The organism is Ileibacterium valens (genome assembly GCF_001945525.1).
In the GTDB taxonomy this organism is placed as follows: Bacteria; Bacillota_I; Bacilli_A; order Erysipelotrichales; family Erysipelotrichaceae; genus Ileibacterium; species Ileibacterium valens.
The window spans coordinates 1-25,257 of sequence record NZ_MPJW01000092.1; the positions used below are offsets into that span (position 1 = coordinate 1).

24 protein-coding genes are annotated in these 25,257 nt (G+C 42.1%); all 24 read right to left on the reverse strand.

Annotated elements, in window-relative coordinates:
- Positions 1–627: 627 nt before the first annotated feature.
- Positions 628–1,182: a DJ-1/PfpI family protein gene (locus BO222_RS03905; protein WP_075818532.1), complete on the reverse strand. Its 555-nt coding sequence runs from the start codon at positions 1,180–1,182 to the stop codon at positions 628–630.
- A 403-nt stretch (positions 1,183–1,585) separates the two neighbouring features.
- Positions 1,586–2,479 carry a translation elongation factor Ts gene (gene tsf, locus BO222_RS03910; protein ID WP_075818534.1) on the reverse strand — a complete coding sequence of 298 codons (894 nt, stop codon included), beginning with the start codon at positions 2,477–2,479 and terminating at the stop codon, positions 1,586–1,588.
- A 31-nt stretch (positions 2,480–2,510) separates the two neighbouring features.
- Positions 2,511–3,503, reverse strand: coding sequence for a 30S ribosomal protein S2 (gene rpsB, locus BO222_RS03915; RefSeq protein WP_075818536.1), 993 nt, complete (start codon positions 3,501–3,503; stop codon positions 2,511–2,513).
- A 192-nt stretch (positions 3,504–3,695) separates the two neighbouring features.
- Positions 3,696–4,604 carry a tyrosine recombinase XerC gene (locus tag BO222_RS03920; RefSeq protein WP_075818538.1) on the reverse strand — a complete coding sequence of 303 codons (909 nt, stop codon included), beginning with the start codon at positions 4,602–4,604 and terminating at the stop codon, positions 3,696–3,698.
- Entirely contained in the window at positions 4,579–5,898 is a 1,320-nt protein-coding gene (gene trmFO, locus BO222_RS03925) for a methylenetetrahydrofolate--tRNA-(uracil(54)-C(5))-methyltransferase (FADH(2)-oxidizing) TrmFO (protein ID WP_075818574.1), read from the reverse strand. Before trmFO ends, BO222_RS03920 begins: the two co-directional genes overlap by 26 nt.
- 67 nt (positions 5,899–5,965) lie before the next feature.
- Entirely contained in the window at positions 5,966–8,245 is a 2,280-nt protein-coding gene (topA, locus tag BO222_RS03930; protein WP_304683826.1) for a type I DNA topoisomerase, read from the reverse strand.
- A gap of 414 nt (positions 8,246–8,659) precedes the next feature.
- Positions 8,660–9,301 carry a ribonuclease HII gene (locus BO222_RS03935; protein ID WP_075818540.1) on the reverse strand — a complete coding sequence of 214 codons (642 nt, stop codon included), beginning with the start codon at positions 9,299–9,301 and terminating at the stop codon, positions 8,660–8,662.
- Positions 9,298–10,359, reverse strand: a complete 1,062-nt coding sequence (gene ylqF, locus BO222_RS03940) for a ribosome biogenesis GTPase YlqF (protein WP_332888862.1) — start codon at positions 10,357–10,359, stop codon at positions 9,298–9,300. Before ylqF ends, BO222_RS03935 begins: the two co-directional genes overlap by 4 nt.
- A 191-nt stretch (positions 10,360–10,550) precedes the next feature.
- The gene (gene lepB, locus BO222_RS03945; RefSeq protein ID WP_075818542.1) at positions 10,551–11,192 is read right to left on the reverse strand and encodes a signal peptidase I; all 642 of its coding nucleotides are present in this window, start codon (positions 11,190–11,192) and stop codon (positions 10,551–10,553) included.
- 229 nt (positions 11,193–11,421) lie between these two features.
- Positions 11,422–11,772 (reverse strand): 50S ribosomal protein L19, encoded by a 351-nt coding sequence (rplS, locus tag BO222_RS03950; protein WP_075818544.1) that lies wholly within the window; start codon positions 11,770–11,772, stop codon positions 11,422–11,424.
- A 232-nt stretch (positions 11,773–12,004) separates the two neighbouring features.
- The gene (locus BO222_RS03955) at positions 12,005–13,009 is read right to left on the reverse strand and encodes a M15 family metallopeptidase (RefSeq protein ID WP_075818546.1); all 1,005 of its coding nucleotides are present in this window, start codon (positions 13,007–13,009) and stop codon (positions 12,005–12,007) included.
- A gap of 295 nt (positions 13,010–13,304) precedes the next feature.
- Positions 13,305–13,502 carry a DUF6440 family protein gene (locus BO222_RS03960; protein WP_075818548.1) on the reverse strand — a complete coding sequence of 66 codons (198 nt, stop codon included), beginning with the start codon at positions 13,500–13,502 and terminating at the stop codon, positions 13,305–13,307.
- A gap of 362 nt (positions 13,503–13,864) precedes the next feature.
- Positions 13,865–14,620 carry a tRNA (guanosine(37)-N1)-methyltransferase TrmD gene (gene trmD / locus BO222_RS03965; RefSeq protein WP_075818550.1) on the reverse strand — a complete coding sequence of 252 codons (756 nt, stop codon included), beginning with the start codon at positions 14,618–14,620 and terminating at the stop codon, positions 13,865–13,867.
- Complete coding sequence (gene rimM / locus BO222_RS03970) at positions 14,617–15,114, reverse strand: ribosome maturation factor RimM (protein WP_075818552.1); 498 nt, start codon at positions 15,112–15,114, stop codon at positions 14,617–14,619. Before rimM ends, trmD begins: the two co-directional genes overlap by 4 nt.
- 91 nt (positions 15,115–15,205) lie before the next feature.
- Positions 15,206–15,457 (reverse strand): KH domain-containing protein, encoded by a 252-nt coding sequence (locus BO222_RS03975; protein ID WP_075818554.1) that lies wholly within the window; start codon positions 15,455–15,457, stop codon positions 15,206–15,208.
- A gap of 3 nt (positions 15,458–15,460) precedes the next feature.
- A complete protein-coding gene (gene rpsP / locus BO222_RS03980; protein WP_075818556.1) occupies positions 15,461–15,730 on the reverse strand; it encodes a 30S ribosomal protein S16 in 270 nt (89 codons plus the stop codon).
- A 221-nt stretch (positions 15,731–15,951) separates the two neighbouring features.
- A complete protein-coding gene (locus BO222_RS03985) occupies positions 15,952–16,593 on the reverse strand; it encodes a PBECR4 domain-containing protein (protein ID WP_075818558.1) in 642 nt (213 codons plus the stop codon).
- Positions 16,594–16,748: 155 nt separating this feature from the next.
- Complete coding sequence (ffh, locus tag BO222_RS03990) at positions 16,749–18,185, reverse strand: signal recognition particle protein (protein ID WP_075818560.1); 1,437 nt, start codon at positions 18,183–18,185, stop codon at positions 16,749–16,751.
- A 251-nt stretch (positions 18,186–18,436) separates the two neighbouring features.
- Positions 18,437–18,940, reverse strand: coding sequence for an N-acetyltransferase (locus BO222_RS03995; protein WP_075818562.1), 504 nt, complete (start codon positions 18,938–18,940; stop codon positions 18,437–18,439).
- A 48-nt stretch (positions 18,941–18,988) separates the two neighbouring features.
- Positions 18,989–19,939, reverse strand: a complete 951-nt coding sequence (locus BO222_RS04000) for a glycosyltransferase family 2 protein (RefSeq protein WP_075818564.1) — start codon at positions 19,937–19,939, stop codon at positions 18,989–18,991.
- A gap of 122 nt (positions 19,940–20,061) precedes the next feature.
- Positions 20,062–20,808, reverse strand: coding sequence for an ABC transporter permease (locus tag BO222_RS04005; protein ID WP_075818566.1), 747 nt, complete (start codon positions 20,806–20,808; stop codon positions 20,062–20,064).
- 216 nt (positions 20,809–21,024) lie between these two features.
- Complete coding sequence (locus BO222_RS04015) at positions 21,025–23,700, reverse strand: tetratricopeptide repeat protein (RefSeq protein ID WP_075818570.1); 2,676 nt, start codon at positions 23,698–23,700, stop codon at positions 21,025–21,027.
- A 119-nt stretch (positions 23,701–23,819) separates the two neighbouring features.
- Positions 23,820–24,566, reverse strand: a complete 747-nt coding sequence (locus BO222_RS04020) for an AAC(3) family N-acetyltransferase (RefSeq protein ID WP_075818572.1) — start codon at positions 24,564–24,566, stop codon at positions 23,820–23,822.
- A 371-nt stretch (positions 24,567–24,937) separates the two neighbouring features.
- A partial coding sequence (locus BO222_RS04025) for an IS66 family transposase (RefSeq protein WP_143356930.1) occupies positions 24,938–25,257 on the reverse strand: 320 nt, incomplete at its 5' end.

Consider the following 25,257-nt stretch of genomic DNA (forward strand, 5'->3'; position numbering starts at 1 on the left):
AAAATTGTAGGGGATTCCTATCGTCTGAAAGATAAGCAATTTGAATTTCGAGAGGACTAAACAGTCCGGCCTCCCCCCAGGCGCCCGCGCGAGTGCAAATTGGGGGAATAGAGAGGGGTCAGGTATTAACTATAGCAGCCAATACCTGACCCCTCTCTATTCCCCCAATTCATTACCCAAACTGTTAATTGTTTGGTTGCCCAAAATGTTAATAAATAACTTGACTCCGAACAATTTCATTTTTCAACTTTTTAAAATTATAAATCATGTTTTCCTAAGTCCGGAAAAGTGTTTTTTCAAGTCCGAAATAAACAAAAAGAATAAGAAACATCGAAATAAAATAAATGAATGCAAACGTCTGTCTGAAAACTCAATAAAAGATAAAGACTGACTAGTATCTGGCGTTCTCTCCTATGATAGTGACTTCTTGAAGAAATATCTAAGCAGGAGAGCACGGCTTATTTAAATTGCCGCTGCAAGAAATCCCATGGTGATGATCCAAACTTGAACTCGCCCATTAAAAAAACGCAAAGAAAAAGACTGATAAGAATTGGTCTTTAACTCTGCCATGATTCTGTTGGCATTAGCCATTCAAAATCTGTCACTTAACGGACGAAATCAACCGTTCTATAAAACCCAGCAGGTGGAAGCTGCAATTTCTGCGGCTTTTTCATCTGAAACCAGGGCTTTGATCAGATCTAAAGCAAATTGATAAGCGCCTCCCACCGAAATTCCGGTGACAATGTTTCCATCCATTACTGCATGCACTTTTTCATCGTTTCCACCAAACTCACCATTGAGTCCAGGAACACAGGTATAATTTTTACCGTCATATAAGCCAAGTTTTCCAGGGATTGAAGCTCCGGCACAAATTGCTCCAAGAACCTTATTTGGATTGGTGCCAAACTCTTTGATCAGATCAAGAACATGCGGATCATTGGCAAAAACAACATAGCCATCTCCTCCAGGGATGATCAGGCAGTCATAATCATCGAAGTCAGTATCTTTCATCATCATCAAATCGGTATAGTGCATACCGACGTTTCCTTTCACCGTTTTCTGATTCTTGACGCTGATCAGATCGGTTTTGACTCCGGCACGGTTTAACAGATCATACGGAACCGTAGCTTCAACTTCCTCGAAATTATCGGCAAGAAGTATTGCCGCTTTTTTACTTTCCATATTTATTAATCTCGCTTTCTTCTTTTTTCATTGTATGCCAGGATGCACAATTCCTGTCGTCTGTTGATCATGTAATAAAAGCCTGATGTTTTTTCTTTGATGCAGTTTATGAAATACCTGAATTCCGCTTGTGTTTTAATGATGATGAACCTTACCTAAGCCGAATTTTTCAGCAGGGGGTCAAACATCATAGACTCTTTGGAAAACTCGATGTGTACATAAGCGATTGCAAAGCAAATGAAGAGTCTATAACGCCGAACAAATGGTATATATTGTGGAATGTCAGAGCATGAATCACCACATTTTACATATCAATAGAAAAAGGGATCATCCTTTCGATTTCGATTGGATGATCCCTTTTTCACTTGCAAATCTATTACAGTTTTCTGGAATAATGCTTTGCTTACTTCGCAGCAGCCATCTGAGCAGCTACTTCAGCCGCAAAGTCATCTTCTCTTTTTTCAAGACCTTCACCAGCCTGGTAGCGGATGAATTCTACTACAGAGCATTTGTGTTCCTTTAAGAAAGCGGAAACTTTCTTTTTCGGTTCAAGGAAGTATTCCTGATCCATCAGGCATTCATCCTGGAAGTGTTTGGAAACTTTTCCTTTCAGGATGCCTTCAAGAACTTTTTCAGGTTTGCCTTCTAATTTTGGATCTGCAGCCATGATCTGTTTCTGTACTTCAGTTTCGTGTTCAACAACTTCTGCTGGAACATCAGCCTGAGATACATAAGTCGGACGCATGGAAGCTACCTGCATAGCCATGTTTTTAGCGATTTCATCAGTAGCGCCTTCCATCACAACAAGAGCGGAGATTGCTCCACCATTGTGCATGTAAGTACCAAACTGCTGTTCGTCAGTCTTAGTCACTACGGCAAGGCGACGAAGAGTGATTTTTTCACCGATAGTTGCAGTAGCATCAACAAGCAGATCGTTGATGGTTCCCTGAGGAGTTTCAAGAACGAGGGCGTCTTCAACAGTTACTACATCGTTTGTTAAGAAAGCATCTTTCATTGTGTCCAGAAGAGACAGGAACTGTTCATTCTTGGCAACGAAGTCAGTTTCAGAGTTTACTTCATAGATGACAGCTTTGTTTCCGTTTGTTGCTACACGAGTTAATCCTTCAGCAGCTACACGGTTGGCTTTCTTTTCGGCTTTTGCTTTACCTTTTTCACGCAGCCAGTCAACTGCTTTAGCCATGTCGCCATCTGTTTCTGTTAAAGCTTTTTTGCAGTCCATCATTCCTGCGCCAGTTTTTTCGCGCAGTTCTTTGACCTGTTTTGCACTAATAGCCATTTTCTTTATCCTCCTGTTTTAAATCTGAGGCTTACGCCTGCTCTTTGGCAGCAGCTGCCTTGTTTTCAGCAGGTTTATTGTCGCTGTTATTATTGTTATTGTAGTTTCTTGGACCGTTATTTCTTGGACCGTTTCCATCGCGGTTAGGACGATTCTGTCCAGGACGTCCATTGTATGGACGACGTTCGCGGTTTCTGCGTTCCATGTTGCGTTTTCTGCGTTCTTCGTTTCTCTGACGTCTTCTTCTTTCGTTTTCAGCGATCTGAGCTTCAACGTTTCTTACAACGTCTTCCATGGTTACATCTTCTTCTGGATTGTCGAGGTAAGCAATTTCAAGAAGTCCGCCTTTGGCATCAACGATAGCATCTGCAAGAATTGTAGTGATCAGTTTGACAGAGCGGTTTGCATCATCGTTGGAAGCGATTGGGTAATCAGCTTCATCCGGATCACAGTTTGTGTCGAGCATAGCGAATACTGGAATGTTCAGTTTGCGTGCTTCGGCAACGGCATTGTGTTCTTCTTTCGGGTCGATGATAACGATCGCATCTGGAAGCTTCTTCATTTCCTTGATTCCGCCAAGGGAGGATTCAAGTTTAGCTTTTTCTTTCAGGATCTGAGCCTGTTCTTTTTTTGTGTAAACTTCGAGTTTTCCACTGGCTTCCATTTCTTCGATTTCAACCAGACGTTTGATTCGTTTCTGGATGGTACGGAAGTTTGTGAGCAGTCCGCCTAACCAGCGTTTGTTTACATAGAAAGAACCGGAACGAAGAGCCTGTTCTTCTACAGTTTCAGCAGCCTGTTTCTTAGTTCCTACGAAAAGAACTTTTCCTCCGTTTTCAGAGATTTCCTTAAGTTCCTTGTAAGCATCTTCAAGCTGTTCAAGAGTCTGGTTTAAATCGACGATATAAACGCCGTTTCTGCTGGTGTAAATATATGGTTTCATTTTTGGGTTCCATCTGCGAGTCTGATGGCCGAAATGAACACCGTTTTCCAGCATTTTTTTCATGGATACAATGTTTGACATAAAGTCCGCCTTTCCGTTATTCCTCCGCCGGTTCGAAAAAGTGCAACACCATGTGCACGGGCACTTCCATTCCCAGCGTGTGTATTTGCGGTTTTTCCGCAATTGCTAGTGTATCAGAAACCAAAAACCGGAATCAACTGATAACCTGAACTTTATTCAGGCATCCGTAAATTCCGGTGGTTTTCTATAATTTTACGATGCAGAGTTCCAATCCTTCTTTGCCATTGGAAATGATTCATCATATGCCTTCATCAGTCTGGCTGTTGAGACATGGGTATAGATCTGAGTGGTCGACAGCGAAGAGTGTCCAAGCAGTTCCTGTACCGTTCGAATATCCGCCCCATGATCAAGCAGATGAGTCGCAAAGGAGTGTCTGAGCATATGAGGATGAACTGTCATTTTTAATCCGATCGCATCCGCGTGCTTTTGCATGTTCTGCTGGATGGCTCTGCTCGATAAGGCCTTTCCTAACCGGCTGACAAAAACCGGATCAGATGCTTTTTTGCCAATGGAATAATCTTCAAGATCATCCCGGAGCCATACCGGAAATGGGACGATCCGTTCCTTTTTTCCTTTTCCCAAAATCCGAATAATTCTTTCTGAAAAGGAAATATCCGCCCAGACTAATCCAGCCGCTTCTGAAACCCGCAGGCCACAGGCATACATCAGAGTAAAGAGAAGTTTATCTCTTTTCTGAGCCGGCAAAGTTTCATCAAAGCCACCCAGAAATTCGCTGAGTTCTTCTTCAAAGAAAAATTCCGGAATCTTTCTTTGGGATGGATAGGCTCTGATGCCATCAAAAGGCGAACTTTCAGCCAGGTGATGTTCCATCAGATAGCGATAAAACGAGCGGTACGTGCAAAGCTTTCTTGACATGCTCGAATTTTTTAATGGAACTTTTCCATTCTGACGGATTTCTGAAAGAGCGCTCATCAAAACCGGGCGGGTTAAATCCTGGAAGTCTTCGATTCCTCTTTTGTTCATTGCATTTAAAAGCTGAATCAGATCCCGGCGGTATGCGTCGATGGTATGCTCACTTCCTTGCTGAGATCGAAAGATGTATTCGAGAAAATCCTTAATCTTCTGATCGGCTGCACTCATTGTCAAGGTCACTTTTGATGGAGTCAATGATTTCAAGGGCACGGGCTGCCATCTGCTCCCTTCGCTTTTTCTTTGGACCTTTCGCGCTGGATTCCATGATTCCAAAGTTGGCATTCATTGGCTGAAAATTAGATGGACTGCAATGTGAAATATAATACGCCTGCGCTCCCATGGCAGTCTGACGGCTAAAATCGATCAGAGGAAGACCCTTCAGGAATCTCGCCATATTCAATCCAGCAATCAGTCCGCTCGCTGTACTTTCCACATATCCTTCCACTCCGGTAATCTGTCCGGCAAAAAACAGATCCTCGCGTTTTTTACTTTGATAGAAACGATTTAATACATCTGGGCTGTCGATAAAAGAATTGCGGTGCATCACTCCATAGCGGGTAAAAACCGCATTTTCAAGACCCGGAATCATGGAGAATACCCGTTTTTGTTCCGGCCAGGTCAGATGGGTCTGAAATCCGACTATGTTATATAAAGAAGCAGATACATTATCCTGCCGCAGCTGAACTACTGCTGCCGGTCTTTGACCTTCGAGTTCGAGACCGACTGGTTTGAGCGGTCCAAAAAGCAGCGTTTCCTTTCCTCTTCTGGCCATTTCTTCTACTGGCATGCAGCCTTCGAATACTTTGGGATCCTGTTCAAATTCATGAAGATGGGCGCATTTGGCCTGGATTAATTCGTTGTAGAAAGCGTCATATTCTTCCTGATTCATGGCGCAGTTGATGTAGGAGGCTTCTCCTTTATCGTATCGGCTTTTGTAATACGCCTTATCAAAATTAATGCTGTCCTTTTCAACGATTGGAGCGGCCGCATCAAAGAAATGAAACGCCTCGTGCTCTGTAAATTCTGCTATTTTTTTAGCCAGGGCATCACTGGTCAAGGGACCTGAAGCAATAATTACAGGACCATCAGGAATCTCAGTCACTTCTTCTCTTCTGATTGTGACCAATGGATGATTCTCTAAAGTTTTCGTGATGATCTTAGAGAATTCTTCCCGATCGACAGCCAATGCGCTGCCCGCTGGCACGGCCGCCTGGTCCGCTGCCTTTAAGATCAGAGAATTCATTCTTCTAAGTTCTTCTTTCATTAAACCGGCAGCATTGCTTAAAGAATCCGATCGCAATGAATTGGAGCAGACAAGCTCAGCAAAATGTCCTGTTGAAAAAGCTGCCGGTTTTTTATCCGGCCGCATTTCAATCAGGGTTACAGGAATCCCAGCACTTGCTAACTGCCAGGCGGCTTCTGAACCGGCAAGCCCAGCCCCAATCACGGTTACTGGTTTAATATTCCTTGATGTCAAAGCAGCAAACGTTGTCTGTTCACGCTGAATATCTGTATTGTTTTCTGGCATTTTAAACTCCTGCAGCAGGAGTTGAGTTATCAGTTTCTGCTGCTGTTTCTGCTTTGGCGTTGGCCGATTTTTTATCGGCTTTTGGCTCCTTTTTAATGTAGTGGCATTTTGGATAGTTGGAGCAGCCGATAAAGGGCTTGCCATAACGGCTGACTCTTTCGACCAGGTCCGCGCCGCATTCAGGACACTTTTCCCCTGTCGGTTTTGGTTTGGCTTTTTCCTTCAATGGAAGAATGGTCTTGCATTCAGGATAGTTGGAGCAGGCCCAGAATGCACCAAAACGGCCTTTTTTGATCACCATTTTCGCACCGCAGTTGGGGCAGAGTTTTTCTTCCTGAGAAAGCGACTGCAGTTCAGAATCTGCATTTTCTGAATACTTACATTCTGGAAAATTAATGCAGGAGATGAATTTTCCAAATCGTCCAATACGGTAAACCAGATCGCCTCCGCATTCAGGGCATTGTCTGCCCACTCGCTCGAGTTCGCGAACTGGCATTTCATCATAGGCTTTTTCCACCAGCGGTTCGAAGTCCCCATAGAATTCCTTGAGATACTTCACGTAATCTTCCTGACCTTCGGCAATGATGTCGAGAGCCTTTTCCATGTTTGCCGTATATTCAACATTAATGATGGAATTGAAGAATTCCTGCAGCTTTTCATCTGTAAGCATTCCCTGTTCTGTTGGCGTAAAGACTTTGGTCTTGCTTCCTTCTGAAGCTTTGGCCAATAAGACATAGCCTCTTGCCTGCAGGGTATCAATAATTGAAGCATAGGTCGAAGGACGGCCAATGCTCTTTTCTTCCAGTTCACGGATCAGTCTGGCTTCGGTATATCTTGCAGGCGGTTCAGTAAAGTGCTGACTGCCTTCAATACGAACATCTTTTTCCGGCAGGACTTCACCTTCAGTCAGTTCAGGAAGAATGGTTTCCTTCTGGTTTTCATATTTTGCATACACTTTTGTATACCCTTCGAATACCATGGTCTGACCGCTTGCAGAGAATTCACCCTCTCCGCAGTTAAACTTCACACTGGTCACATCATAGACGGCATCAGCCATCAAAGAAGCCAGAGTGCGGGCATAAATCAGAGAGTACAATCTGAATTCTTCAGAAGACAGGTAAGGTTTTACATACTCAGGCGTGTATTCAATATTGGTCACACGGCAGGCTTCATGTGCGTCCTGGGCGTTGGCTTTGTTTTTCTCATGGGCAACACCCTTAAACTCAGAACCAAATGTCTTGTCGATGTAGGCTTCTGCATCATTTACAAACAAAGGAGAAAGTCTGGTCGAATCGGTACGCATGTATGAAATCAGACCTGTCATGCTGCCTGCGACATTTACACCTTCATACAGTTTCTGAGCGACACTCATTGTTTTCTTGGCTCCATAGCCAAGCTTCTTGGAAGCTTCCTGTTGTAGAGTACTAGTGGTAAAGGGCAGCTTAGGAGCCTTTTTGCTTTTTCGTTTTGAAATGGAAGAAACCACAAACGGCTTGCCTTTGAAAGAATCAAGCAGCTGGTTGGTTTCCTCTTCGTTTTTCAGTTTGGGTTTGCTTCCCTGATATTTGGATAATGCGGCCTGAAAGACAGAACGTCCTTTTTTTACATCCGCTTCAATCGTCCAGTACTCTTCAGAGACGAACTTGCGAATTTCGTATTCACGTAAAACGATCAGATGCAAAGCAACGGACTGAACACGTCCAGCGGACTTGGATGAAATTTTCTTGCGTAAAAGGCGGGATAGCTTAAATCCGATGATTCGGTCGAGCATGCGTCTGGTTTCCTGAGACTGAACCAGATTCATATCGATCTTATGAGGATGAGTAATGGATTCAGTGACAACCGGTTTGGTGATTTCATGAAAAGTCACCCGGTTTTCATCATTCATATCCAGCCCGAGTTCTCTGGCCAGATGCCAGGCAATGGCTTCTCCTTCTCGGTCCGGGTCACTTGCGAGAATCACGTGCTCACTGCGATCGTTGAGAGCTTTCAGCTCATCAACGATTTCCTGCTTTTCTTTTGGAACTTTATATTTTGGAGTGAAGTTGTTTTCAATATCAATTCCCATTCTTTCCTTGCCGGAAAGTCCAAGATCACAAATGTGACCCTTGGAAGAGACGACTTTATATCCTTCACCGAGGTATTTTTCAATGGTTTTTGCTTTGGAAGGGGATTCGACAATGACAAGATTCTGAATGTCCTTCTTTTTTCTGGAGACTCTTTTTCTTGGTTTGGCTGCTTTTGTCGAAGCACTTTTTCCTGAAGTCTTTTTCGTAGTCATACCAATCACTTCCATTTCTGCGGTTAACCGCTCATTCGTGAAACAAGATAATCGCTTCACAATCTAAAGTCAATCCATTCAATTTTCCAAATCTGTCAATTCATATGGCTCAATCTGGAAGTCGGAAAGCAATTCAATTTAATTTAAGCTTTTTTTGGATGTCAAGCCCTGAAAAAACAAATCCAAAAAGAACTTGCTTGTTTTCTAATGATTTTCATTGGTTTTTATGGCTTTATTAAGAGTCATACCAAAAGCAGCTCGATTATACAAACGAACCGCAAAAAAAACTCTGTACTTTGTTTATGCTCATTCAGTAGACAAAAGCGAAAATGCATAAAGGCACAGAGATTCTGATTATGATCTTGAATTCAAGACTCTTCTATCTGTCATTACTTAACATTCTTAAAGCATTGTTTAAAACAGACTTTCCTGTTGATTCTGTTTGAGAACTTTTGCAACTGGTGAAAAAGAACGACGATAAAAATCCTGCACCCCATGCGTTTTAATCGCTTCCAGGTGCTTTGCCGTTGGATAACCCTTGTTTTTTGCCAGATCGTATTGAGGATACATTTCATCAAGTTTTTTCATGTAATGATCCCGGCTGACTTTGGCTAAAATACTCGCTGCAGCAATCGAAATCGATTTGGAATCACCCTTTACTGGACAATCAAAATCATGCTCTGAATGGTTTTTACAAAAGGCTGGCAGGGGCATCGCATCACTGAGAACAACATCGCACACATCAGAAAATTCCTGGGCGATTCTTTCCATCCCTGTCTGAGAAGCCCGGTAAATGTTTAATTCATCGATTTCAGCCTCGCTTAAAACCAGAACTTTCCAGTAAAGCGCATCTTCGATAATCTGCTTATATAAAGTTTCTCTTTTCTTTTCGGACAGCTTCTTTGAATCATCAAGAAGTGCGTTTTGATAGCCGATTGGAAAGATGACACCAGCCACCATTAACGGCCCGCATAATGGTCCCCTTCCCGCTTCATCCATCCCTAAAACCAGCTTACCAGATTCGTGATAATCAACTTCTAAAGGGCGTTCGATCATTCAGTTTCTTCCTTATTGTTATCGATATTGTTATCCACAATGTTATCGGCATGGCTATCGTCTTGTTTGATCATGTCATTGCCGTTCATTTGATCATTCTGGTGATCTGTGTTTTTCACCAGATCTTCACCTGGTTTACTGTTTCTTTCTTCCGTCTTTGAAGCAGGAATTTCCCAGGTGATTTTGCCTAAACGGTTTTCGCGAATATCCTTGATGAAGCTGCGCATTGTCCGGTTTTCATCGACCTGGCCGCGCTGCAGCCACCCTCTTTTTCTTGCAATGGCTTCAAGCGTTTCCCAGGGCGTTTCTTCCAGCTTTTCAAGCCCATAGGTTTTCAGAAGAGCCTCCGGATGATTCTTCATCAGATAGTCTGCACAGAAAATAGCCAGATCATCCATATGAACGACATCGTCCTTGATGCTGCCTAAAGCAGCCAGACGAATTCCAATTTCCTGATCTTCAAACTTCGGCCACAATACGCCAGGCGTATCGAGCAGTTCTAAGTCTGAATCCAGGCGGATCCACTGCAGTGATTTTGTTACCCCTGGCCTGTCTCCGGTCTGGGCTGCCTTACGCTTGGCTAAGGTATTAATCATGGTCGATTTTCCGACGTTTGGAATCCCGCATACCATGGCCCTTAAAGCCCTTGGGCGGATTCCTTTTCGCTTTTGCTTCTCGATCAGCTTTTCATTGAGTTTTAAGGATTTTGCAACAAGCTGTTTACGATAGTTCTCGCGAATTAAATCAACAGCCATCACTTCCTGATTCTCACTTGACAGCTCTCTGATCCAGTCTTTGGTCAGCTGTGGATCAGCCTTATCCTTTTTTGAAAGTAAAATCAGGCGTGGTTTATTGCCTGCGAGTTCTTCAATCAGGGGATTTCTTGAGGACTCAGGGATTCTTGCATCCCGAATTTCTATAATAAAGTCAACTTTCTTCAGGTTTTCCTCCATCTGTCGACGGGCTTTGGTCATATGACCCGGAAACCATTGAATATTGCTTGAAGGCATGATGATCTTCCTTTCCTGAGCTTCCTGCCAGCTGTATGATTCAGCCATTTCAGGAGTTCTCAAATCGCTAAAGAAATCATACGCAATTTTTACCGCGAAAAAAAAGCGCAAACCTCAAAAGAAGGCCTGCGCAGCAGTTCAAATTGAATTTCTTTAAGAATTACTGAGTTCTCTATAATAATTACGCAAACAATTACGTAAATGAAACACAAGAATTAAGAAACGCTCCAAAACAAGATTTACTTGGCACCAAATTTATCAAATGGCCATAAAACCATGATGCCTTTTCCGAAGAATCGATCACGGCTGACAGCTCCAACGCCTGGATCTCTTGAATCCTTGGACCACGGACGATTATCTCCCATAATCCAGTACTGGTCTTCTCCGAGAGTCACAGGGGCAAAATCATTGGTAAAGGTTCCATAATCATAGCCGGTCTCTGCTTTGAAGTCAGCTAATGCCTGTGACATATATTCTTCTGAAAGATAATCACTTTCATCAAAGGCCACCCCATTGATGTAAATGATTCCATCCTTGCATTCAACGGTTTCTCCGGGCAGTCCAATCACTCGTTTGACCCATAAGGATTCGCTGCCATCTTCTTCATTCATTTTTACAACCACGATATCCCCTCTGGCCGGCTCTGAAGTTGACAGTGAAATTAAAGAGGTATAACCGTATTCTCCATTGCTTAAAGTCGGATCCATCGAATGACCGCGGACTGTAATCGGATAAGCGATAAAGTTTACAAAAAGAAGGATAACAATGGCGGAAATAGCAAAAACCTTAACAAAATCCAGGATATCTTCCCAGATGCTTCTTTCATCATCTTCGCTGTAGCGCTGTTTACGTTTTTTACGCTTTGTATTTTCTTCGGACATAAAAATCTCCTATCGCCTCGATCAGCGCAATCCTCTGATTTTCATTCTGAAATTGTGCTGATGAATAAAACTCTGACTTGTAAAGTGTAAAGGATTTTTTCGTTTTAGCCAATAAATTCAGCTTGATGAAAGATGCAGAAAGAATAAGCACGAAAAAAAGGTCTCGAAAGACCTTTTCTTGATCGATAATCTTTTTACACTCCAACTTGCCAAGTTGAACTTTTGAAACTTAGCGGCGGGATTCTTTGATTCTTGCAGATTTTCCGGAACGGTTTCTGAGGTAACGCAGTTTGTTTCTACGTACTTTACCATGACGTACCACTTCGATCTTATCGATGATCGGAGAATGGATTGGGAATTTACGTTCAACTCCAACACCATTGGAAATTTTACGAACTGTGAAGTTTTCAGCAACTCCACCACCGGATCTTTCAGTTACAACACCTTCGAAGACCTGAATACGAGTTTTATCTCCTTCTTTGATCTTAACGTGTACGCGAACAGTGGATCCGCTTCTGAAATCAGGGATGTCTTTTTTCAGCTGGTTTTTTGTTATATCCTGTACCAGATTTAAATTCATTTGAATTCTCCTTTATATTCTAGCTTGCGTTCTTATCGATTCATGGCCGCACTTTCCGCCAGCGGAACCCCGCAAATGCCTTACGATTGTAGCACAGGCCAAAAGCTGATTCAACCTTAATTTTTTCAAAACGATCCACAGGTTCAGGTTGTTTTTGACGATTCAAAAGAAAACCGCCTGATTCTTCGTCAATTCCATCAGGCGGAAATTTCAATTGATATTTTGAATTTGTCTATTCAGCAGCATCTTCATTTGCCGCAGTTTCTTCTTCAGGTAAAGCTTCCCCTTCTTCCTGATCTTCCTGAGATTGACTTTGATCATCTGTTGTGGAATCTATGACTTTTTGTACATCTTCTGGAAGGGTTTCAGGTGGAGTATATCCCTTTTCAAAATGCTGATAGTCAGTTCTTTCATTCCAGTCTCCACCCCAGGTAAATCCATGGGAGGTAAACAGCTGATAAGCGTAATCATTATGGTCAATCATATGAGGACGAATGTTCGTTCGATCAGCATAAGTCTGCGCACTTTCGGGTGAAACAGAATAGTTATCTGCCGTACTGACGACAAAAGGATTCATTAACGGGTTCAGATCAACAGAAAGTCCTAAAGCATGTTCATGAGGCCAAAGACTCACTCCATCAGATAACCTCAGTGAAAAACCGGATGTATTGTTATTGGACATCGATTGATTATCATCTCCGCCATAGGCATCTGGAAGGATCATTCTTTCAATCTGATATTCATGCTTATAGAGATCAAAGAAAATATCTTCGATTTCAGCAGCGAGATCCTTATTCATGATAATTTCACCAACGGTGCTTTGATTGTCGAAGTTCTGATACAGAACACGAATATAACGAAGATCTTCCGGTTTAACAAAATCCTGATCATCACTCCAGGTCCGCCCGGTCATTGAACTTAACTGCTCTGGTGTCAGTTCAGAAGAATAAAACAGACTGCGCAGTTCTTCATCGCTCAGACCAGTCACATTGACTGTATCCAGGGCGTTGGCATTCTTAATCTCTTCAATCTGTCTGGTATGATCAGCCGTCCTGTTTTCGCTGGTCACATCCTTCTTTTCGGGAACAACAGCTTCAGGAACTTCTTTTACTGGAAAGACAACTCGATAGAGCCGATAGCTTCCATAAAGAACAAATCCGCACATACAGACAAACAGAACCCCAAGGATAATCAGGCGGTCTGTTCTTAACCGTTTCTTTGATTTTCTTGCACTCATGGGGTTATAGTAACTTGTTTTAACTGACCAAAAAAGACTGCAGACAACTTTTCGTATGACTTTCTTTTCCCAAATCCTTAAAATCCAGTGATCCTCGCTTTACCTTGTATTTCTTTGCATAAATTTCACACTACTTTATATCAAAATTTAGATGTTCATTTCTTTTCACTTTACTTGTTGGCTTAAACAGAAAAAGCAGTCATTCAGACTGATTCTGAGTGACTGCTCATTTTACAGCCTGCACTGTTGAATGGATGATTGCAGATTTAATCTCAAATATTATTTAGTTCAAATTCTACTTCCACATACTCTGAATCGGCAGCGGAGAAATGACAGGATTTCCTTCCCGATCAAGAAGAACCGTCATCCCTGTTCCACTGCCGCTGTTTGTACAAACCAGATAATTCACTCCGGTTTCCGTATCGACAAGAATCCTGACCAGATTCACCATTCCCTGGGAATACACTTCAACAAAATGTTCATTTTTACTCATGGGTCAAATCCTTTCTTTATGTTATTCAACAAAAGTATATCCAAATCGTTATGCCTGCAAAATCAAATTCAATGTTACATTTCCATGCACTTTCAATAACCGAAAAACAAAGATCCAAATCAGACGATCCTTTGATTTCATCAATTCAACTAAACCATTCAGCTATTCATCAAATAACCTCTTCATTTCTTGCCTCTTCTGTGTTGAGATCTGTTTTTATCCAAAGACAAAAAGACATTCTTTACCCTGTGATCAAAAAGTAAAAAATGTCTTTTATTCATTTGGTTTATGTTTTTTTAAAACTATACCCTCGCTTGCATGTATTCAAAATCACTCTGTTTTTTAAAGCAGCAGGATGACCATCAGATGGATTCTGCTTCTTCCTGGGGAACCTGGCTTTTTAATTCTTCTTTCAATCGTGCCAGGTCCTTATGATCCTGTTCACTTAAAACGGCACTCTTTAAAAGATCCGGACGATAAAGCAGAGTCCTCTTCAAGGATTCTTCATGCCGCCATTTTTCAATATTGGCATGATGGCCGCTCATCAAAACATCAGGAACTTTCTTTCCTTCATATTCATAGGGTCTGGTATATTGCGGATATTCAAGAAGCCCATCAGAAAAAGAATCCCCACCGGCTGATTCTTCCTTAATGACGCCGGGAATCAGGCGCAAAATCGAATCACACATCGCCGCGGCTGCAGGCTCCCCGCCAGTCAGTACAAAATCGCCCAGCGACAACTGCATATCGACATAATCCCGAATTCGTTCATCAAAGCCTTCATAATGGCCGCAGATAAAGATCAGATGATCTTCTCTTGATAATTCGGCTGCCTTGTTCTGATCAAACTTCTGCCCCTGCGGCGATAGAAGAATCACTTTGGAGGTGGGAGTCTGAATACTTTTTAATGCGTCTAAAAGAGGCTGACACATTAAAACCATCCCAGCTCCGCCCCCATAAGGCGCATCATCGACATGACCATGCTTCGATTTGGTAAATTCTCGAAAATTCACCGTTTCAAATTCGAAAAGTCCATTTTCTCTGGCTCTCGAAATAATCGAAGTATTGAGCAGTCCCTGAAAGTATTCGGGAAACAGGCTTAATACGGATACTTTCATCTCAGGCCTTCCATCATATGAATCACAATCTGACCGGCTTCCAGATCCACTTCTTCCACAAAAGCTTCCGCAAATGGAACCATGAAACTCTGTGAGCCCTTTGATATTCGCAAAATGGGATGGGTTGCTCCGGTTTCCAAAATGTCACTGACCTTTCCCAGATCTTCCCCATTCTGATCGATGGCATGAAGTCCATTCAGATCCGAATAGTAGAATTCATCTTCATCGCTTTCAGGTAGGTCTTCCTTACTTAAATAAAGGTCCATTCCCTGATGCTGCTTCGCCTGATCGATATCCGCGATTTCTTTAAATTTGGCATAACCAAATCCTTTATATTCAGAATAGGAAATTGGATGAATTGGCTGATTCCTGTCGCCATTTTCATAGAGAACAACTCCCTGCGAAAAACGATCGCGGGCCTGATCCGTATATAGATATAATTTGCATTCACCTTTCAGTCCGCGTGTATTGATAATTTTTGCTACTTTAATCATTTCAGTTTTCCTCGCACAATCATTCAGTCCACTCTCCATTATAAAAAAAGCCCCTTGCGGGGCTGTTGTGGATGCCTGAGACGTACTGCGGCTATTCGTAAGACTCGAATTTAACCGACAGTCTTTTATGCTCGTCACGAGCTGCAATCGACATCATCTGTCTTAATGCCGTGGCGATGACACCCTTTCTTCCGATCAGGCGGGCAACATCATCGTCATCCGCATAAACATACAGAAGAATTTCATTGTCTTCCGTGCTGGCCATGGTCTTCACGGAAAGATTCTGAGGATGACTGACCAGCGGCAGACACAGATCGTAAAGTGTCTTTTCGAGATCGATCATATCTTACTTGCCAAGTTTGTATTCGTGATAAGCAGTCATAACGCCTTCTTTAGAAAGAATGCTGCGGACGGTGTCGGAAGGCTGTGCGCCTTTTTTGAGCCATTCAAGAGCTGCATCTTTATCAAGAGTAACTGGAGCATCTGCTTTAACTGGATTGTAAGTTCCAATTTCCTGGATGAATTTTCCATCGCGTGGAGAGCGGCTGTCTGCAGCTACAATACGGTAGAAAGGCTGACCCTTTTTACCCATTCTTCTTAAACGTAATTTAACCATATACTGATCCTGTTCCTTTCATGACTTATCCTTTATTGCAAGGAGTCAAACTCTGTCAAAACATCTTCCTTGACAGGTGTTATTTTCATATTTGCCTGCTTATCCTACCTGATCCAAAAAGAGGTGTCAAGCTTTTTTGCTTGACACCTCTTTTTCGTTTTCAGAATGGATCGAGAATCATGGGCTGTCTCTATTAACTTTTGTTTGCTGTAAGCAGTTATTCATCGATTCCGAATTTTGGTTTTGACTTTTAATGCCGGCATTCCATTGATGTATTTCGTTGGATATTCGCGATCCTTGTTCACATCCCGAACGAAGTAAGACCTGGGAAAATAGGTTCCATCCTTATCCTTCGACAATGCGATATGAATGACCTTCTGTTTAACAACCCGATAAAGAAGTATATCCGCTTCCAGCGAACTGTTCTTCACTTTCCTTTTGTCATAACGAATGGCCTGAGGATCCTTGATTGTTTCCACAAATTCTGAAAACAATAAATGTTCCGGGTGATAATAATCAAACTGCTGTGGATCAATATTTCGAAGCATACGAAAAGTAATGGTTCCATTTTCGATATTTCTCCAGCCATCCATTCCTGAAAACGGTTCAAGATCCGCAGTTGAATTCTTGACAATAGAGCCGATCGAGAATAGATGACAGAAGTTTCCTTTGTCGAATTCAAGAATGACTTCTTCTTTCTTTTTGCCGTGCTCGGACATGGAATAACAGAACTGATAAGGCATCAATTCTTCCTGGTATCGATTCTGAAGCTTCTTCAGGGAAATTGGTTCCCCGCCAAGAGCCGTATGAAGCCGTTCGAGAATCATATTTAAAATAGCTGATCCAAGATTTGATTTTTTCATTTAATACCTCTCTGGCCAGACCTTTGATCTGATAGGACCAAAACGATCAGGCTAATGGTTATATATTCAAAATAGCCAAAAAACAAAGAAAACTGAGCAGATTGCCCAGTTTACTTTCCATCCATAAGTCCTGATCAAATTGGACCAAAGGATGATTATCTTCTTTTTTTCTTTTTAACCGGTGCTTTTCTTTTCTTCTTGCTTCCAGAATGCTTACTCATTCCAAATCCGCCGGGGCCGCCAAATCCACCTGGTTTACCAAATCCACCACCAAACGGATTCATGGCAGGCATTCCACCAGACATCATCTGAGACATCATCTTCATCTGGTCAAAGCTGGTCAGCAGTTTATTTACATCCGCAACTTTAACACCTGCACCCTTGGCAATACGATTTTTACGGCTTGCCTTTAAAATATCAGGACGCGCTCTTTCTTTGGGTGTCATCGAGTTGATAATGGCGCGCATGCGTTTGATCTGCGCATTCATCTGGTCATCATCAACCATACCAGCCATTTTATTCATCCCTGGGATCATCTTGAGTATTCCCTTGAAGGATCCAAGACGATTCATCTGTTCAAACTGAGAAAGCAGATCGTTCATGTCAAACTGACCGGACTGCATACGTTCCATCGAAGAAGCAGCCAGCTCAACATCCATGTTTTCCTGTGCTTTTTCAATTAAAGACAAAATGTCTCCCATTCCAAGAATGCGTTCCGCCATACGATCCGGATGGAATTCTTCAAGATCGTCAACTTTTTCACCATTCGAAACAAACAGAACAGGCACATTGGTGATTGAACGAACGGATAACAATCCACCGCCTCTGGCATCGCCATCGAGTTTGGTCACGATCAGAGCGGTAATCTGAAGCTGTTCATTAAATTCCCTGGCTACAGTGACAATATCCTGACCCGTCATGGCATCGACAGTAAGCAGGATTTCCTGAGGATGAAGGAAATCTTTCATCATGGAAAGTTCATTCATCAATTCTTCATCGATATGCAGACGGCCTGCTGTATCGTAGATCACGGTATCAAAGCCGTTTTCCTTTGCATATTGATCTGCCGCTTTTGCGGTATCAAGTGCAGAAGTTTCAGCTCCCAGAGTAAAGACTGGAACCTGAATCGATTCACCAAGAGTCTGCAGCTGTTCAATCGCAGCCGGACGAATTACATCACAGGCAACCAGCAGTGCTTTTTTGTTCTTCTTATTCTTCAGGTAACGGGCAATTTTAGCTGCAGCTGTTGTTTTACCAGTTCCCTGAAGACCAGCCATCATAATATTGGTGATTCCGTTATCGTTAAAATGAATTTGAGCGTCTTCATTTCCAAGAAGCTGCTGAAGTTCTTCCTTAACGATTTTGACAACCATCTGTCCTGGATTCAGAGCATCAAGAACTTTCTGTCCTAAAGCCTTTTCCTTCACATTGGCGACAAAATCCTTAACAACCTGATAGTTCACATCTGCTTCAAGAAGTGACATCCGCACTTCACGGAGCATTTCATCCATATTGGATTCGGTCAGTTTTCCCTGGCCGGTAATGGTTTTCATCGCCCGATTCAGGCGCTCAGTCAACGATTCAAAAGCCATAATACCATCCTTTCATCGTTATATTTTTTAAAACATCCTCTCAGAAGAAAGGATGAGCTTTTTAATTCATATCTTTTCATAAAGATCATTCTTTCTGATCTATTCATTTTTTAAATATCACTCAGAATAATCAGAATTCTTAATCGCAGCTTATTTATTCGAGCAGCTATATTCCAGCTTTTCTGCTTCAATTTTAGATCTTAACTTTTTTTCAACTTTTTTATTCTAACTTTTTTTATTGGTTTTGGCACTCATGTCTGCTGATAATCGGGATCAAACATAAAAGCCATACGGGGATCGCCATTGGCAAGATAAATTGTGCCGCAGTAGACAAAACCTTCCTTTTTGAGCAGATTCTGCATTGGCAGGTTATCTTCATGCGTATCCATGCGAACGTAATGAGAATGCTTTTTCAGGTAATCGATGATCAGGGATCCAGTTCCTTTCCGCTTTCTCGAGCTTACCACTTTATGCCCCACTCCATATGGTCTGTTATTGAGCCAGGCTCCATCGATCTTCAGGTAGGTCGGATCGATGCCTTCATAATAGACAAAAGCGCCGTCTATTTTTCCATCTGATTTCAGAACATACAGAATTCCCTGTTCAATGTCTTTCAATAAATCATCTGCAGCCGGATGACCATCGTTCCACTGATTCGGATTTCCATGAGTATGCATGAAGTTTCTTGCTTCTTCATACAGAATCACAAGTTCGTTGAGATCTTTTTTACAGGCTTTTGTGATCGTATATTCCATTCAGTCTCTTTCCTTTTTCTTCTATATCCTTAAATGAATGTAATTTTCTCAGTTGTTTTTCGAAGGTTCCCTGATGCACAGAGATTTTCCCATTTTGAGTTTTGCGATTGCAAGCCACGCATCATAAGCAAGTTTTAAAACAATGCCTGCGGGAAGTTTTGAATAATTAATTCGATCTTTGGTGAATTCTACCGGATGATCGCGGTGACAGAAGACGATTATTGTATAAATCAAAACAAGATCTGTATTGTAATACTGTTTGTCAAAGGCAAAATGCTCATTTGGAAATTCCTGATTCAATACATCAGACTGATAGTGATAAGCCTTTCTCATCAATTCAACATAGTCCAGGGACATTCGATTGGTCAATGAGCCCCGGCGTTGTACGTAATGATAAAAGCGATTGGGAATTGTCCCGATTCTTCGCGCTTTGGCCATACTTTTAAAGATCGTAAAGGTATCTTCAAATCCATTGAGGTTTTCCGGAAACTCGACTCCATCAAAGCACGATCTTCTGGTCAGCTTGCCCCATGGATAGTTATTTAAATACCTTCCATTGGATAACGCATGCAGCGCCTGCATCTTTTCCATGATTCTTCTTCCGCTTGACGGCCGATACAAAGTAAAATATTTATAATCCATGCGAAATCCGCATTGAACCAGATCGAGATCATGCTTTTTCAAAGTTTCCATCATCACAGTTACTGTATCTGGATCGATATAATCATCGCTGTCGACAAACATGACAAATTCTCCGCTCGCATGTTTTAACAATCGATTTCTGGTTTTGGAAATCCCAGAATTGGGATAACTGTATATATGAATATTCGAGTGCTTTTTCTGATAATCCTTTGCGATGGCTAAAGAATGATCCTTGCTGCCATCGTTGACTAAAATAATCTCGATATTGGGATAGGTCTGAGCGAGAAGACAGTCCAGACATTTTCCCAGATAATTTTCTACGTTGTATACCGGAACTAAAAAACTGACCAGATCCATCCGATCTTCCCTTCTAAGAAGCCAGGCTTCCTTGCTGAAACAAATCTTTACTAAAACAAATCTTTTATCTGATTTCCTGTTTGAATTGTTCTGAAAGCTGTTTCCAAAAAAAACACTTCAGGCTAGATCGAATTTGATCTTTCTTCCAACCAGGCAAACAGCGCATTCCAGCCCTGTTCTAAAAGCAGTGAAATCAGCATCAGCCATAATACCCAGCCAAGAACACCTGCAAAATTTAGATTCAGTCTTGCCGACTGCAGCTGCCGACCAATCCCATTAGAAACCGAGGCCAGAATCTCAGCCATAACGACGGCTTTTAAACCTAAAGAACCTGCACTTTTCAAGGAAGAGCGCATCATCGGTTCAAGCATGGGCAGGGCAGCTTTTTTAAGTTTTTCAACTAGAGGCTGCGGATATAAAACAAAAACTTCATGGTAGGTTCTGGCAATATCCTTCAAACCTTCATGAAGCTCACGAAAGATCATCGGAGTTAAAAGCAGAATCTGAACAATAACCACCGCTTCATTCCGTCCTGTCCAGAACAGAAGCAAAATAATAAAGGCAACATTTGGAATGCTTTGTAAAAGTGCGCACAGCTGATCACAGACCCATCCGATTTTCTGATTCCAGAAACTGAAAGCTCCTGCAAGAAGAGCCAGAATAAAAGAAAGGAAAAGTCCAATGACGCACCTTGCAAGAGTCATTCCGAGCGCCTGATAGAATACAGGTGAAGAAGCCTGTCCGATCATTTGGGCGATGATTTCAAAAATCGAAGGACAGATCAGCGAATTATCGGTTATAAGACTGGCAATTTGCCATATGGAAATGAGTACAGCAGATAATGCTATCCATCTGATCCACTTTTTCACAGGAATGCTCTCCATTTCTGCAGTTCAGTATAACATAGGCATTTTCCATTCATTTCAAAAAAACGGCTGACGCCAGGATAAACCAGGCTTTCAGCCGTTTTAGCATTTGGTTTTTGCTTGTACAAATCAAAGTGTAATCCATCGTTTCCTTTATAAAATATAAAAAAACAGCGATAGGACTTCTGCAGATCAAAACAAAATTGATTCGGTGCAAACTCAGTTAAGCATTCCATGAATATAGAGATCGAAATCATCTTCATCCTCGTCGTCGTCATCATCGCTATATCTTGAATTTCCATCCAGAATGCGCTCTGAATAACTCCTTAAGGGATCTGAAAGGCCCTCTTTGTTTTTATTTGGACCTGCAAGCGAATCATCTGAATCAATGGATTGCTTTCTGTTCGATTCTGAATCAGACGTTTCATTTTCTTTATCATCGATTGGATACATATCGAGATTGGAGTGAATCTGTTTCAACAGTTCCCTGGCTTCTTCTTCACTCTGAGGCAGATCCGGATTTTGGATTGTGCTTTGCATATCGCCTTCAAAGCCCTGTTCAGTGGCTGCCTTGACAATCTCATCGAGCATTCGATGAATTTCATTCAGGATATTTTCCTGTTCGTTTTCGAAAAAAGGATGCTGACCATATTTTGGGTCCTGCTTTTTAAACTCCTGATCGATGTGTTCAATCACTGCCTTTAAGATCTCTGCGCCTGCATCATACAGATTCCGGTAGTTGTTGGACATGATGATCTGTTCAAGCTGCTGATATCCCTGGGGAAATACGATTCCATCACGGGCTAAGAACATCAGAATCAATCCTAAATCGATGTTCATCTGTGGTTCCTGGATCTTTACCTGCCTGCGAGTTTCATCAATGAAATGCGGATCCGTCAGAATCACCGGAAAAAGTGTTCTCAATTCAGCCGGAACAATATCACTGAAAATGAGTTCATGGACATCCTTATACAGTTTCTCTTCTCTGTTGGACATTTCTTCCATCGTATCCTGCAGGTGAGTAATCTCATCCCAATCGAGTCCGGATTCATTGAGCATTTTTTCAAAGCTGCTGATGGGCCTATCAAAATCTAAAAAGTTTTCCTCTGACATATCCTCTTGATAGTCTTCTGGAACAACTTCCCATGGAAAGATTTTTTCGAGATCAGCCGGACCATAGGCCACTTGTTCATTGCATGGCGTCTTGTTATCAGTCATGGAGATTCCCTGGGCACTATCAATTATAAATGGATACGGATCGGCAAATTCTCTTGCCTTAGAATACTTGCCTGTCATAAAGTAGTCTACACATTGATCGACGTCCATTCGGACATGTTCCTGAAGAAGAACATCTCTTGTCGCCGTTCCGGCCGGTCCATATCTTCCAACCAGCATTTTATAGGTGAGATTATCTCGGTATTTTTGTCTGGTTGAATCATCGAGCAGAATGCAAAGAACCCGGGCATAATCATCAAATAACCCGAATGCCTCATACAACTCAAGCATGATTTGAATGATTTCAGGATCCGGCAAAAATTCTTCAGTCAGACGATCAAACCGTTTCATATCCGGATCAAAATACATGTAGTATTCAAGCAAATCAGTCAGATTATCATAGCCTGCATGATGGCGGTATTTATAGATCAATTCAGCGGCTTCTTCTCCCATTCCTTCCCATGTTTCCGTGGCTTCTGCAAAAAGCGAAAGGGCGCGGGGCAGTTGATCTTCCGGAACCTGTTCAAAATCAATATTTAAAATCATCTGATCTCTGAAGTCGGAAAATTCATACTCAGCCGCTTCTCTGATCAGAAGATCCACTGATTCAAAGTCATTTCTGTTATAACTATAGAGTCTTTTCAGATGCTTTTTTACCGTTGATTTGGAATAGTCCAGTTCATGGAGGGCATAAAGCTGTCCAATCAGATCGAGTTTTGCCAGTTCAGCCGATTTTGGAGTATAATTCAAAATTTTTCGAAGCGTCTTTATGCGCAACGATTCCTGATTGAGCTTTTCGTAACAAATCGCGATGAAAACCAGAAGAGGCGGGATCTCTCCCTGTCCCTTGACAAGGCCCTCTAAGAGCAGCAGGGCCTCTTTTGGATCTTCTTCAATTCTTTCCCTCATGAACTGATCAAAATCCGGATGCTCTTCTTCATTGGCCGCAGCGGCATAATCGAAAATATCGAAAGCAAATCTGGCCAGACGATCGAACAGGAATTCCGCCTGATCAAGTACCTGCTTCTCGTTATGAATATCAATCGAATCCTTGTTTGGCATGATGGATTGAAACATCGCATCGACTTCTTCATCCTGATCGAGGGCGTTCATAAAGATTTCCAGACCTCTGTCTTCTGAACCATCGAGTATGTAACAAAGTCCAAGAACAAGGGATCCAGTGATGTCATAGTTTTCGAGCATGGCATCTTCAAGCATGGAAATTGCCGTTGGATAATCCTTCATCATTGCCTTAAGAGTCCCCTTGATAATCAAAGAAGAAGGCTCCATCTCTCCTAAAAGCGATTCTTCTTCATTAAATCCTTCTTCAGGAACATTCTGCCGGTAAATATTTTCCATACGCTCCATCAGCTCGTAAGCCTGATCGTATTTTCCATAATAAATCAGGATCCGGAACATCTGGCTTCCTAATTGAGCTTCCTGAAATCCTTCCTGATAAGCCTGTTCAAGAAGAGTTCTTGCCTGATCGAATTCTCTCATTCCAAGCAGAGCATCGATTTTCTGAACGTAAAAAAACTCATCACATCCATATTTTTTTTCATATTCAAACAACCAGGATAATGCCTGAGGATACCGCCAACTTTCATTCATTCGACAGATATCTGTACGCAGGACGGACTGGCGGATCAGAGAGCGGGTTTTCTCATTGAGATTGATCATAATCAAATCCCCTTTCAATCTTATAATCTTATAAATGGAAACAGGATATCCAATCTGGATATCCCATTTATGCTTTGCTTGTGAAATTCTATTTCAGGATGAATATCCCAGAATCAGATTCAGGTCATCTGAAGATTTTCAAGTCCCGGCTTTTGCATAATTTTATAAACCGGAACCCCGTTGAGATCACGTGTTGTAATGTCCAGGAAGTTGCAGGCTTCATCCCATCCCTGATGATCTAATGAGTTCATCAGAAAACTTTCTTCGAAGGTTTTCCGTACCCTTCGAACAAAAGCACTCTGTATAAATACCGTATCAAAGCCATGCTCATGAGCGATCAGTAATGGATAAATGCTCTGATGAACGTCGACACCAATCAGAAGATTGATCGCCTGTGGGCTTTCCATTTCTGAAAGAACATGACTAAAGGAAAGCGGATAATCTAAAGTTTCCAGAGCAGGTTTATATGGAAGGGCACCAATCCAGGCCACAGAATAAACCGGATGTTCGGTACGCTTAACCCGGGTATGGAGTAAAAACGCATTTGCTGCATCCTGCCATATGTCTGCGGGCATTGTCCGGGATGAAAATCCAGGATGATTAAATCGAATCGTTTGCCACAAAGGATAAGGATAAGTCTGTTTCTGACAGGCAGGATCAAGCGCTTCATATGTAAATGAAGGAACGATCAGTGTTCCACGCGGTCCAATGATCGATATCAATGTTTCAATAAGGGTTGTGGCGTGCCCCACAAGCGGCGGCATGGCTTTCAGGTCTGCCTGAAGCAGAACCGTTGAGCCCTGGCGAATTCCAAGGTTTTTTAAAAAGGCTTCCAGCCTTGCTTTGGTAATGATCTTTTCCGGCATACTCCAATAATAACCGAATTTACGCCATTTTTCCGCTAGTTTTCGTTCTGGTTATGGCAAAACCCTGAATTTTTTTGAATGCTTTCTTTCAATAGTTCCAGGATTGTAAATTGACTTGAGTCAAAATTGTTTTTTAAAGAATCCGATTAAGGATAATTTTTATGACTTTCTTGAAAAAGAACAGGAATTCTCCGTCAGTCATGATGAATTTTCAGATGAATCGTAAGTTCTTTATATTTGACGGGTTGCCCGAAATGAAATTACCTATATACCATTAAAGGCGAAGAATCTTTTGAATTCTGCAGTTTTCCTCTCAGGAAAGCTGCAGAACGCAAAGATCTTCGCCTTTTTTACATTGAAATATTATTGATTCAGACTGACAGTCCGCAGAGTTCTCTGATTTCATCATTCCAGGGAAGAACGCTCTCGATGACATCAGACGGAATGACTGACTCACGCCATTCCCGGAACCTGTTCATCACCAGTTCGAGATACTTGAGGACATTCAGTCCGCAGCGCCTGGCTGTCTTGGTTATGGAAGACAGCACTGTCAGCGCTCTGGCCCCGTCTTCACTGTATGCGAACAGCCAGTTATGCCGTCCTCTCGCTATGGAGACAAATGCTTCTTCTGAACTGTTGTTATGGGCCGGAACCAGCGGATCATCAAGGAATACTCTCAGACCGGCTTCAT

Bases quoted from the DNA above. Each gene is read 5' to 3' on its own strand.
- BO222_RS03905 (WP_075818532.1), bottom strand. From the start codon at position 1,182: ATGGAAAGTAAAAAAGCGGCAATACTTCTTGCCGATAATTTCGAGGAA.
- tsf (WP_075818534.1), bottom strand. From the start codon at position 2,479: ATGGCTATTAGTGCAAAACAGGTCAAAGAACTGCGCGAAAAAACTGGC.
- rpsB (WP_075818536.1), bottom strand. From the start codon at position 3,503: ATGTCAAACATTGTATCCATGAAAAAAATGCTGGAAAACGGTGTTCAT.
- BO222_RS03920 (WP_075818538.1), bottom strand. From the start codon at position 4,604: ATGAGTGCAGCCGATCAGAAGATTAAGGATTTTCTCGAATACATCTTT.
- topA (WP_304683826.1), bottom strand. From the start codon at position 8,245: ATGACTACGAAAAAGACTTCAGGAAAAAGTGCTTCGACAAAAGCAGCC.
- BO222_RS03935 (WP_075818540.1), bottom strand. From the start codon at position 9,301: ATGATCGAACGCCCTTTAGAAGTTGATTATCACGAATCTGGTAAGCTG.
- ylqF (WP_332888862.1), bottom strand. From the start codon at position 10,359: ATGGCTGAATCATACAGCTGGCAGGAAGCTCAGGAAAGGAAGATCATC.
- lepB (WP_075818542.1), bottom strand. From the start codon at position 11,192: ATGTCCGAAGAAAATACAAAGCGTAAAAAACGTAAACAGCGCTACAGC.
- rplS (WP_075818544.1), bottom strand. From the start codon at position 11,772: ATGAATTTAAATCTGGTACAGGATATAACAAAAAACCAGCTGAAAAAA.
- BO222_RS03955 (WP_075818546.1), bottom strand. From the start codon at position 13,009: ATGAGTGCAAGAAAATCAAAGAAACGGTTAAGAACAGACCGCCTGATT.
- BO222_RS03960 (WP_075818548.1), bottom strand. From the start codon at position 13,502: ATGAGTAAAAATGAACATTTTGTTGAAGTGTATTCCCAGGGAATGGTG.
- trmD (WP_075818550.1), bottom strand. From the start codon at position 14,620: ATGAAAGTATCCGTATTAAGCCTGTTTCCCGAATACTTTCAGGGACTG.
- rimM (WP_075818552.1), bottom strand. From the start codon at position 15,114: ATGATTAAAGTAGCAAAAATTATCAATACACGCGGACTGAAAGGTGAA.
- BO222_RS03975 (WP_075818554.1), bottom strand. From the start codon at position 15,457: ATGATCGATCTCGAAAAGACACTTTACGATCTGTGTCTGCCGCTGGTC.
- rpsP (WP_075818556.1), bottom strand. From the start codon at position 15,730: ATGGTTAAATTACGTTTAAGAAGAATGGGTAAAAAGGGTCAGCCTTTC.
- BO222_RS03985 (WP_075818558.1), bottom strand. From the start codon at position 16,593: ATGAAAAAATCAAATCTTGGATCAGCTATTTTAAATATGATTCTCGAA.
- ffh (WP_075818560.1), bottom strand. From the start codon at position 18,185: ATGGCTTTTGAATCGTTGACTGAGCGCCTGAATCGGGCGATGAAAACC.
- BO222_RS03995 (WP_075818562.1), bottom strand. From the start codon at position 18,940: ATGGAATATACGATCACAAAAGCCTGTAAAAAAGATCTCAACGAACTT.
- BO222_RS04000 (WP_075818564.1), bottom strand. From the start codon at position 19,939: ATGGATCTGGTCAGTTTTTTAGTTCCGGTATACAACGTAGAAAATTAT.
- BO222_RS04015 (WP_075818570.1), bottom strand. From the start codon at position 23,700: ATGATCAATCTCAATGAGAAAACCCGCTCTCTGATCCGCCAGTCCGTC.
- BO222_RS04020 (WP_075818572.1), bottom strand. From the start codon at position 24,566: ATGCCGGAAAAGATCATTACCAAAGCAAGGCTGGAAGCCTTTTTAAAA.